Genomic DNA, 10,502 nt, shown 5'->3' on the forward strand with positions numbered 1-10,502 from the left:
CGGGAGCAAGCTCCCTCGCCACAGGGGGCTCCATAGGGGATCGTCATTGAGTCACAGATTTCGCAAGGTCGGCGTCAATCAAACAATGTGGTAGAGACCACACAGGGAGAAAACATGGCTGTTGATATTTTCATCAAGATCGGCGACATCAAGGGCGAGTCCATGGACAAGGCCCACAAGGACGAGATCGATGTCCTGAACTGGAGCTGGGGCATGTCCCAGTCCGGCAACATGCACGTGGGCAGTGGCGGTGGTGCGGGCAAGGTCAACGTGCAGGACCTGTCGCTGACCAAGTTCGTCGACAAGGCATCGCCCAACCTGATGATGCATTGCGCAAGCGGCAAGCACATCGACAAGGTCAAGCTGACCGTGCGCAAGGCCGGCGGTGAAAGCCAGGTCGAGTACATGATCATCAACCTGGAAGAAGTGCTGATCACCTCCCTGAGCACCGGCGGCTCGGGCAACGATGATCGCCTGACCGAAAACGTCACCCTGAACTTCGCCAAGGTGATGGTCGACTATCAGCCGCAAAAAGCCGACGGCACCAAGGAAGGCGGCCCGGTCAAGTTCGGCTGGAACATCCGTCAGAACGTCAAGGTGTGATCGAACACGCCCCCGGTGCCACGCGCCGGGGGTGTTTGGTGCTTGCTCGAATCCAATCCTTTCCCACCCGGTATCTGAGTCATGGCCAAGCCTTCGTTTATCAATTTGTGGAAAGCCTATTCCGATCTGCTGGTGACCTACCCTGACGCGAAACCTTGCGACGGTCCGTGGGCCAACCAGTGCGCGATTCGCATGAGCATCACGCTCAATACCGAACTGAGCATCAAGGTCAACAAGTCCACCTACACCGAACCCAAGTGTGCTCATGGGCATGCGCGGGGGGCTGAATCGCTGGCAAATTGGTTGTGGAAACACCACCTGGGCCGTCCAACTATCCTCGGCGGCAGCGCAGAAGAGCGCCGAAATCTGATGGACAAAAAAGGCCTTATTTTTTTCAAGGACTGCTTCCAACAACTGGGAGAGTCTCTAGACGGTCGCACCGGCGATCATATCGATCTGTGGAACCGTGGCTTTACCGCTAGCCGGTATGACGATCCTTCCTATCGATCCAAGGCGATCTGGTTCTGGGAGCTTTTATGATCAAAGCTCATTGCGCAGTATTTATGGGTTGCTTGCTTTCGAGTCTGACGGCCTGTGCCGGGCAGCAAGCTGCACCGGCGACGCCAGCCGCAGCGGTGAATCAAGTGGTCTCGATGGGCGGGCAACAGTTAACGCTGGTGAATGACCAACAACGCTGCGCGCTACGCAAACCAGACCAGACCCTAATGCCACTCGACTTGCGATGGCCCTGCCAATTCACCGTCGACAGACAAGGCAAATCGCATGTCGAGACCTTCGGCAAAGTGCCCATTGTCATCGTTATTCATTTGACGACAACGGCTGAGGACAGTCCTGAGTGTCGATCCGAGTATCGCGCCATACGCCAGATCAACGGACAACTCGAACCCTCGATAATCGCTCGCACGGGTAGTTGCCTGCGCGGTGCAGGCGATCAGAAAGACTACACGGGCCTTTTCACTTGGTAACCGAAATCGCCACCCGCGATCGCCTGCAACCGTCCCTGCTGGACCGGTTGACCGACGACGACCCGAGCAACCTCAAGGAAAGCGCCGACAAGCGCGTGTTGTCGCTCACCCAGTTGAAAGCCTCGGTGCTGCGCGACCTGGCTTGGTTACTCAACACCACTTCGTTGCTCGATGCCGATGCCACGCTGTACACCCCGGCAGGCACATCTGTGGTCAATTTCGGGTTGCCGGCGCTGGCCGGCAACAGCGCGTCGAACGTCGACCTGCCGGCCCTCGAAGCGCTGATCCACCAGGCCATCGCCACGTTCGAACCACGCATCTTGCGCCATACCCTGCGGGTGCGAGCCCGAGCAACCGCCGAAATGAACCACAACGCCTTGAGTTTCGAGATTGAGGGTGACCTTTGGGCGCAGCCCGTGCCACTGCGCCTGATGCTGCAAACCGACCTGGACCTGGAAACCGGCCACGTGCGCGTGGTCCATGCCGACCAGCGGAGACGCCCATGAACCCGCGCCTGCTGGAGCTGTACAACCAGGAACTGCACCATGTGCGCGAAAGCGCGGCGGAGTTCGCCAAGGAATACCCCAAGATCGCCAGTCGGCTGACGTTGTCCGGGATGGACTGCGCCGACCCGTACGTCGAACGTTTGCTCGAAGGCTTCGCCTACCTGACGGCGCGGGTGCAGCTCAAGCTCGATGCCGAGTACCCGACCTTCACCCATAACCTGCTGGAAATCGCCTACCCCCACTATCTGGCGCCCACGCCGTCGATGACCGTGGTGCAACTGCAGACCGATCCCGATGAGGGCTCGCTGAGCGCAGGCTTTGCGCTGCCCCGGGACACCGTCCTGCGCGCCGCCCTGGGGCGTGAAACCCAGACCTGCTGCGAGTACCGCACCGCCCACGCGGTGACGTTGTGGCCGCTGCAGGTCAGCCAGGCCGAGTACTTCGGCAACCCGTCCGCCGTGCTCGGACGCCTGGCCGCCAGCGAACCGAAGGCAAAGGCCGGCCTGCGCCTGACCCTGCGTACAGGCGCCGAACTGCCATTCAACAGCCTGCCCCTGGACAACCTGCCGCTGTACCTCAGCGGTGCCGACGAACAGCCCTTCCGCCTCTACGAACAACTGCTGAGCAATGCTTGCGCGGTGTTCGCCCGCAAGCCCGGCGGCGATTGGGTTGAACGCTTGCCTCAGGACGCGCTGTGCTCGCGGGGTTTCGACGACGCCGATGCCGCGCTGCCCGTGGTCTCGCGCGCCTTTCAGGGCTATCGCCTGTTGCAGGAATACTTCGCCCTGCCCCATCGGTTCCTGTTCGTCGACTTCACCCAATTGAGCCGCGCGGTCAAGCGCTGCGACGGTCAGGAGCTGGAGCTGATCGTGCTGTTCGACCGTCACGACCCGAGCCTGGAGGGCAGCGTTGGCGCCGCGCAGTTTCTGCCGTTCTGCACGCCTGCGATCAACCTGTTCCCCAAGCGCCTGGATCGCATCCACCTCTCGGAGCGGGTCAACGAACATCACGTCATCGCCGACCGCACCCGCCCGATGGATTTCGAAGTGCATTCGCTGACCGGCCTCACCGGCCACGGCACCGGGCCGGAGCAGCCGTTCCTGCCGTTCTATGCCGTGCGCGATCCGTCACGTTACGGGCGCGACCAGGCCTACTACACAGTACGACGTGAGCCGCGAGTGTTATCCAGCGACCAGCGACGCAACGGCCCGCGCTCGACCTACGTGGGCAGCGAAACCTTCGTCAGTCTGGTGGACAGCCAGCAGGCGCCCTATCGCCACGACCTGCGCCAACTGGGCGTGACGGCGCTGTGCACCAACCGCGACCTGCCACTGTTCATGAGTGTGGGCAACGGCAAGACCGATTTCACGTTGGCCGACAGCGCGCCCGTTGGCGCGATTCGTTGCGTAGCAGGTCCCAGTCGGCCACGGGCCAGCCATGCCCACGACGCCAAGGCCTGGCGCTTGATCAGCCAGCTGTCGCTCAATTACCTGTCCCTGAGCGAGCAAGGCCAGGGCGCCGCTGCCCTGCGCGAACTGCTGCGCCTGTACGGCGACAGCAACGATGCAGCGCTGCAGTTGCAGATCGAAGGCCTGCGGGAAGTCAGCAGCAAGGCCTGCACCCGCCGCTTGCCGATGCCCGGCCCGATCGTGTTTGGTCGTGGCCTGGAAATCACCCTGGAATTTGATGAAAACGCGTTTCGCGGCACCGGGGTGTTTTTGCTCGGCGCGGTGTTCGAGCGCTTCCTGGCACGCTACGTGTCGATCAACAGTTTTACCGAGACGGTGATCCGTACCACCGAACGCGGCGAGATCATGCGATGGAAAGCCAAGCCCGGACGTCGTCCGACCCTTTGAGTACCCTGGACGCGATGCACCAGGAGCCCTGGGAATACGACTTCTTCCAGGCCTTGCGGCGTATCGAGTGCGAATCCCCCGAACTGCCGCGTCTGGGCCATTCATTACGCCTGGCCGATGACCCGCTGCGCCTGGGGCAACAGGCCGAATGTACCTTCGCCCCGGCGACCCTGGCCTCGGTGCAACCGGGCCTCGACGGTGCGCCGGCGCGCCTGGAACAGTTCTTCTTCGGCCTCGGCGGCCCCAACGGCCCGCTGCCGCTGCACATCACCGAATACGTGCGCGAACGCCAGCGCAACAACGCCGACAGCACCAGCAAACGTTTCCTCGACGTGTTCCACCATCGCCTCCTCAGCCTGTTCTACCGGGCCTGGGCCGAAGCGCGGCCAACGGTCAGCCATGATCGCCCGGACGACGACTATTGGTCGGCACGCCTGGCCGCCCTCAGTGGTCGGGGCATGCCGAGCTTGCTCAAGCAAGGGCTGATTCCTGACACGGCGAAACTGCACTACAGCGGCCACTTATCAGCGCAAACCCGCTACCCGGACGGTTTGAAGGCCATCATCAGCGAGTACTTCGGCCTGCCGGTGGAGATCGAAGAATACGTCGGCCAATGGCTGGAACTGCCAGAACGCAGCCGCGTGGGCGTCAGCGCCCATCAGTTGGGCGTGGACTTTTGCCTGGGCCGCTACGTGTGGGATCGCCAGCACAAATTCCGCATTCGCCTGGGGCCACTCAAGCTCGATGACTACATGGGCATGTTGCCCGGCAGCCAACCCTTCAACGAGCTGGTGGCCTGGGTCGCCGAATATCTGGGCCATGAACTGGACTGGGACCTGAACCTGATCCTGGAACAACCCGAAGTACCGGCGCTGCAACTCAACGGTCGTTTGCGCCTGGGGTTCAACACCTGGTTGGGACGCCCCGAAACAGATGCCAAGGATTTAATACTGGCCCGGCATTACGCCGAACAGGCCAACACCTCACAGACCTCAAGGAGCCATGAGCATGGGTGAAATCAGTCGCGCCGCGTTGTTCGGCAAACTCAACAGCGTGGCCTACAAAGCCATCGAAGCCGCCACCGTGTTCTGCAAGTTGCGCGGTAACCCCTACGTGGAACTGGCCCACTGGTTTCATCAGTTGCTGCAGCTGCAGGACTCGGACCTGCACCGCATCATCCGCCAGTTCAATATCGAGCCGGCGCGCCTGGCCCGCGATCTGACCGAAGCCTTGGACCGCTTGCCACGGGGCTCGACCTCCATCACCGACCTGTCTTCCCATGTTGAAGAAGCCGTGGAACGTGGTTGGGTCTACGGCAGCCTGATGTTTGGCGAAAGCCAGGTGCGCACCGGTTATCTGGTGCTGGGTATTCTCAAGACGCCAAGCCTGCGCCATGCGTTGCTGGGGCTGTCGTCGGAGTTCGACAAGGTCAAGGTCGAGGCCTTGAGCGAGCGCTTTGACGAATACGTCGGCGACTCCCCGGAAAACGCCCTGACCGCCAGCGACGGTTTCAACGCCGGTGCCGTACCGGGCGAGGCCAGTGGCGCCATGGCCCCCAGTGCCATGGGCAAACTGGAAGCCCTCAAGCGCTTCACCGTCGACCTCACCGAACAGGCCCGCAGCGGCAAGCTCGACCCCATCGTCGGTCGCGACGAAGAGATCCGCCAACTGGTGGATATCCTCATGCGCCGCCGGCAGAACAACCCGATCCTCACCGGTGAAGCCGGCGTGGGCAAGACCGCCGTGGTCGAAGGCTTTGCCCTGCGCATCGTCGCCGGCGACGTGCCGCCATCGCTCAAGGACGTGGAACTGCGCAGCCTCGATGTCGGCCTGCTGCAGGCCGGCGCGAGCATGAAAGGCGAGTTCGAACAGCGCCTGCGCCAGGTCATCGAAGACGTTCAGGCGTCGCCCAAACCGATCATTTTGTTCATCGACGAAGCCCATACCCTGGTGGGCGCCGGTGGCGCTGCCGGTACGGGCGACGCAGCCAACCTGCTCAAGCCGGCCCTGGCGCGCGGCACCCTGCGCACCGTGGCCGCCACGACCTGGGCCGAGTACAAGAAGCACATCGAAAAAGACCCGGCCCTGACCCGACGTTTCCAGGTGGTGCAAGTCGCCGAGCCTTCCGAGGACAAAGCGCTGCTGATGATGCGCGGCGTGGCCTCGACCATGGAAAAACACCACCAGGTACAGATCCTCGACGAAGCCCTGGAAGCCTCGGTCAAACTGTCCCACCGCTACATCCCGGCGCGCCAGTTGCCGGACAAATCCGTGAGCCTGCTGGACACCGCCTGCGCCCGCGTCGCCATCAGCCTGCACGCCGTGCCGGCCGAAGTGGACGACAGCCGTCGGCGCATCGAAGCGCTGGAAACCGAGCTGCAAATCATCGCCCGTGAGCACGCCATCGGCATCGCCATCGGCCCCCGCCAAACCCAGAGCGAGAACCTGCTAAGCGCTGAACGCGAACGCCTGGCCGAGCTGGAAGGCCGCTGGGCCGAAGAGAAAGCCCTGGTGGACGAGTTGCTCGCCACCCGCGCCACCCTGCGCGAACGCGTCGGCGTGGTGGACAGCGAGGACGGTAGCGAAACCAGCCATGCCCTGCGCGAGCAACTGGTGGACCTGCAACAGCGCCTGACCGCCCTGCAAGGCGAAACCCCATTGATTCTGCCGACCGTGGACTACCAGGCCGTGGCCTCGGTGGTCGCCGACTGGACCGGTATCCCGGTGGGCCGCATGGCCCGCAACGAACTGGAAACCGTGCTCAACCTCGACCAGCACCTGAAAAAACGCATCATCGGCCAGGACCACGCCTTGCAGATGATCGCCAAGCGCATCCAGACCTCCCGCGCCGGCCTGGACAACCCGAGCAAACCCATTGGCGTGTTCATGCTCGCCGGCACCTCCGGCGTGGGCAAGACCGAAACCGCCCTGGCCCTGGCCGAAGCCATGTACGGCGGCGAGCAGAACGTCATCACCATCAACATGAGCGAGTTCCAGGAAGCCCACACCGTGTCCACCCTCAAGGGTGCGCCACCGGGCTACATCGGCTATGGCGAAGGCGGCGTGTTGACCGAAGCCGTGCGGCGCAAACCGTACAGTGTGGTGCTGCTGGACGAGGTGGAAAAAGCCCACCCGGACGTGCATGAGATTTTCTTCCAGGTGTTCGACAAAGGCGTAATGGAAGACGGTGAAGGCCGGGTGATCGACTTCAAGAACACCTTGATTCTATTGACCACCAACGCCGGTACCGAACTGATTGCCCAGGTCTGCAAAGACCCGCAGAACGTGCCCGAGCCCGAGGACATTGCCAAGGCCCTGCGCCAGCCGCTGCTGGAGATTTTCCCGCCGGCTCTGCTCGGGCGCCTGGTGACCATTCCGTACTACCCGCTCAGCGACGAGATGCTCAAGGCCATCACCCGCTTGCAACTCAACCGCATCAAGAAGCGCGTGGAAAATACCCACAAAGTCGCTTTCGACTACGACGATGCGGTGATCGACCTGATCGTCTCGCGCTGCACCGAAACCGAAAGCGGCGGACGCATGATCGACGCCATCCTGACCAACAGCCTGCTGCCGGACATGAGCCGCGAGTTCCTCACTCGCATGCTCGAAGGCAAGGCGCTGGCCGGCGTGCGGATCAGCGCCCGGGACAATGAATTGCAGTACGATTTCAGCGACGCGGCCTGATCTAATGGAACCGGATCGAATGTGGGAGCGGGCTTGCTCGCGAAGGCAATCTGTCAGTGACATTGATGTTGACTGACACACCGCTTTCGCGAGCAAGCCCGCTCCCACAATGGATCCGGTTTCTTCAGGGAATCAGCGGCGCAGCCATTATCACAATGAGATAACCGATGTTATTCAACCAAGCCTCACGCCTGGCCAAAATCACCAGCCCCCTGGGACCTGAGGTGCTGTTGCTCAAGGACATGGGTGGCGGCGAAGAGCTGGGGCGGCTGTTCAACTACGAGTTGCAGCTGCACTCGCTGGACAACGCCATCGACCTCAACCAGGTGCTCGGCAAACCCATGTGCGTGAGCCTGCAACTGGACGGCGGCGGCGAGCGGCATTTCCACGGCATCGTTTCGCGCTTCAGCCAGAACGTTGACCAAGGCCAGTTCGCCAGTTACCAGGCGACCTTGCGGCCCTGGCTATGGTTGCTGACCCGTACCTCCGATTGCCGGATTTTCCAGAACCTGACCATCCCGCAGATCATCAAGCAGGTGTTTCGCGACCTGGGTTTCTCCGACTTCGAAGATGCCCTCAGCCGCCCCTATCGCGAGTGGGAATACTGCGTGCAGTATCGCGAAACCAGCTTCGATTTCGTCAGCCGCCTGATGGAGCAGGAAGGGATCTACTACTTCTTCCGCCACGAACAGGGCCGCCATGTATTGGTGCTGGCCGACGCCTATGGCGCCCACACCACGGTGCCCGGCTACGGTTCGGTGCCTTACTACCCGAAAAACGAACAGCAGCGCGAGCGCGACCATATCCACGACTGGCACCTGGCCCAGGAAGTGCAGCCCGGCTCGCTGGAACTCAACGACTACGACTTCCAGCGCCCCAGCGCGCGCATCGACGTGCGTTCGGCCATGCCGCGCCCGCACACTGCCGGCGACTATCCGCTGTACGACTACCCCGGCACCTATGTACAGAGCCAGGACGGCGAACACTACGCCCGCACCCGCATCGAAGCCTTGCAGACCCTGCACGAGCAAGTGGAGTTGGCCGGCAACGCTCGCGGCCTGGGCTCGGGCCACCTGTTCAGCCTCACCGGCTTCACTCGCCAGGACCAGAACCGCGAATACCTGATCGTCGGCGCCCGCTATTACGTGTCCCAGGAAAGCGGTGAAACCGGCGGCGGCGCGCCTTCGGCCCAGTTCGAAAGCAGCCTGACCTGCATCGCCGCTCAACAAAGCTACCGGCCGCTGCCCACCACCCATCGCCCCATCGTCAAAGGCCCGCAGACCGCGTTGGTGGTCGGCCCCAAGGGCGAGGAAATCTGGACCGATCAGTTCGGCCGGGTGAAGGTGCATTTCTACTGGGACCGTCACGACCAGTCCAACGAAAACAGCTCGTGCTGGATTCGCGTGTCACAGTCCTGGGCCGGGAAAAACTGGGGCTCGATGCAGATCCCGCGCATTGGCCAGGAAGTGATTGTCAGCTTCCTCGAAGGCGACCCCGACCGGCCGATCATCACCGGTCGCGTCTACAACGCCGAACAGACCGTGCCTTATGACCTGCCCGCAAACGCCACCCAGAGCGGCATGAAAAGCCGTTCGAGCAAGGGCGGTACGCCAGCGAATTTCAACGAAATCCGCATGGAAGACAAAAAAGGCGCCGAGCAGTTGTATATCCATGCCGAGCGCAACCAGGACATCGTGGTGGAGGTGGATGAAAGCCACTCGGTGGGCCACGACCGCAACAAGAGCATCGGCCATAACGAGACGGTGACCATCGGCAACAATCGCCTGCGCATCGTCAAGCAGGAAGACATTCTGTCGGTGGGCCTGCGCAAGACCGACAGCATCAGCCAGAGCTACGTCATTGAAGTGGGCGAGAACCTGCGCCTGGTGTGCGGCGAAAGCATCCTGGAACTCAACGCCAGCGGCCAGATCAATTTGACCGGCGTGCAAATCAGCTTCTATGCCAGCGGCGATGCCGAATTCAACACCGGCGGCGTGCTGCACCTGAACAACGGCGGCGGCCCCGGTGCCACGCCCGACGGCCAGGGCGTCAAGGCCAGCATCGACGCCAACGTCGCTGCCGCGTTCCCCAAGGGCTAACCACGAGATTTAAGTGCCATGACTTACCGCATCAATGAATTCCAGTTCCAGCTGCCGGAAAGCGAATTGCTGGACGCCACGATCAACATCCTCAAGTTCCCTGAACTGGGCACCTCGTTGATCGTCAGCCGCAGCTTGCTGGCCGACGGCGAAACCCTGCAGAGCAACCTCGACGACCAGCTCAAGCGCCTGGAAAAACAGGTCCAGGACTTGCGCGCTCAACCGGGCGTCGCCGTGCGCCTGGGCGCCAACCAGGAAGTCGAAGGCGTCGAGCTGCGCAGCCAGTTCAACAAGGGCAACGAAAAGGTCTTCCAGTTCCAGCTCGCCCTGGTACTGCCCGGCACGCGCAAGATGCTTGCCTTGAGCTACGTGAAGGCCGAGAAGCTCGGTGATGCTGAGGCGGCGCATTGGGCGACGATCAAGGGTTCGTTGTTGTTTGACGTTCCGGCGTGATGAGCGAACTGCATGTCTGACGCGCTCTGGGCCGCTCGCCTGGGCGATGCACTGAACCACACCTCGATGATGGCCGACATTCTCGGCGGCGTGCTGGAAGTGGCGGCGAATATCGCCATCACCGCCCTGGCGACCGCTGCCGTGGTGGCCGCCACCGGCATCACCGTCGCCACGGGTGGCCTGGGTTGCTTCCTGCTCGGTGCGGTGGTGGGTGCCGTCGTTGGCCTTGCCATGAGCAAGACCGGGGCCGACAAAGGCCTGAGTAATATCTGCGAAGGCATCGGCAACGCGCTCTTCCCGCCCACGGTGCAG

At 62.3% G+C, this 10,502-nt stretch carries 10 protein-coding genes; all 10 read left to right on the forward strand.

Translation table 11 applies throughout. The annotated features are described in order from the left end of the window. Positions 1 to 114 precede the first annotated feature (114 nt). Positions 115 to 603: an Hcp family type VI secretion system effector gene (locus HU811_RS20115; RefSeq protein ID WP_047226771.1), complete on the forward strand. Its 489-nt coding sequence runs from the start codon at positions 115 to 117 to the stop codon at positions 601 to 603. 81 nt (positions 604 to 684) lie between these two features. Next, the gene (locus HU811_RS20120; RefSeq protein WP_092403361.1) at positions 685 to 1,143 is read left to right on the forward strand and encodes a type VI secretion system amidase effector protein Tae4; all 459 of its coding nucleotides are present in this window, start codon (positions 685 to 687) and stop codon (positions 1,141 to 1,143) included. After that, on the forward strand, positions 1,140 to 1,589 hold the full coding sequence (locus tag HU811_RS20125) for a hypothetical protein (protein ID WP_186657709.1): 450 nt from the start codon (positions 1,140 to 1,142) through the stop codon (positions 1,587 to 1,589). The genes HU811_RS20120 and HU811_RS20125 overlap by 4 nt, the downstream gene beginning before the upstream one ends. Continuing rightward, positions 1,583 to 2,095: a type VI secretion system baseplate subunit TssE gene (gene tssE / locus HU811_RS20130; RefSeq protein WP_186657711.1), complete on the forward strand. Its 513-nt coding sequence runs from the start codon at positions 1,583 to 1,585 to the stop codon at positions 2,093 to 2,095. Before HU811_RS20125 ends, tssE begins: the two co-directional genes overlap by 7 nt. After that, the gene (gene tssF, locus HU811_RS20135) at positions 2,092 to 3,951 is read left to right on the forward strand and encodes a type VI secretion system baseplate subunit TssF (protein WP_092403355.1); all 1,860 of its coding nucleotides are present in this window, start codon (positions 2,092 to 2,094) and stop codon (positions 3,949 to 3,951) included. Before tssE ends, tssF begins: the two co-directional genes overlap by 4 nt. Then, on the forward strand, positions 3,915 to 4,967 hold the full coding sequence (tssG, locus tag HU811_RS20140; protein WP_092452987.1) for a type VI secretion system baseplate subunit TssG: 1,053 nt from the start codon (positions 3,915 to 3,917) through the stop codon (positions 4,965 to 4,967). The genes tssF and tssG overlap by 37 nt, the downstream gene beginning before the upstream one ends. Then, on the forward strand, positions 4,960 to 7,638 hold the full coding sequence (gene tssH, locus HU811_RS20145) for a type VI secretion system ATPase TssH (RefSeq protein WP_186657713.1): 2,679 nt from the start codon (positions 4,960 to 4,962) through the stop codon (positions 7,636 to 7,638). The genes tssG and tssH overlap by 8 nt, the downstream gene beginning before the upstream one ends. A gap of 167 nt (positions 7,639 to 7,805) precedes the next feature. Next, complete coding sequence (locus HU811_RS20150) at positions 7,806 to 9,737, forward strand: type VI secretion system Vgr family protein (protein WP_092403349.1); 1,932 nt, start codon at positions 7,806 to 7,808, stop codon at positions 9,735 to 9,737. 18 nt (positions 9,738 to 9,755) lie between these two features. After that, a complete protein-coding gene (locus tag HU811_RS20155; protein ID WP_092403347.1) occupies positions 9,756 to 10,190 on the forward strand; it encodes a DcrB-related protein in 435 nt (144 codons plus the stop codon). A 12-nt stretch (positions 10,191 to 10,202) separates the two neighbouring features. Continuing rightward, on the forward strand, positions 10,203 to 10,502 hold a 300-nt coding region (locus HU811_RS20160; RefSeq protein WP_186657715.1), incomplete at its 3' end, for a hypothetical protein.

Origin of the sequence: Pseudomonas tehranensis (assembly GCF_014268615.1) — a bacterium.
Classification (GTDB): Bacteria; Pseudomonadota; Gammaproteobacteria; order Pseudomonadales; family Pseudomonadaceae; genus Aquipseudomonas; species Aquipseudomonas tehranensis.

Coding starts and splice junctions, on each gene's coding strand:
- HU811_RS20155 (WP_092403347.1), top strand. CDS start 9,756: ATGACTTACCGCATCAATGAATTCCAGTTCCAGCTGCCGGAAAGCGAA.
- HU811_RS20125 (WP_186657709.1), top strand. CDS start 1,140: ATGATCAAAGCTCATTGCGCAGTATTTATGGGTTGCTTGCTTTCGAGT.
- tssG (WP_092452987.1), top strand. CDS start 3,915: ATGGAAAGCCAAGCCCGGACGTCGTCCGACCCTTTGAGTACCCTGGAC.
- tssF (WP_092403355.1), top strand. CDS start 2,092: ATGAACCCGCGCCTGCTGGAGCTGTACAACCAGGAACTGCACCATGTG.
- HU811_RS20150 (WP_092403349.1), top strand. CDS start 7,806: ATGTTATTCAACCAAGCCTCACGCCTGGCCAAAATCACCAGCCCCCTG.
- HU811_RS20115 (WP_047226771.1), top strand. CDS start 115: ATGGCTGTTGATATTTTCATCAAGATCGGCGACATCAAGGGCGAGTCC.
- HU811_RS20120 (WP_092403361.1), top strand. CDS start 685: ATGGCCAAGCCTTCGTTTATCAATTTGTGGAAAGCCTATTCCGATCTG.
- tssH (WP_186657713.1), top strand. CDS start 4,960: ATGGGTGAAATCAGTCGCGCCGCGTTGTTCGGCAAACTCAACAGCGTG.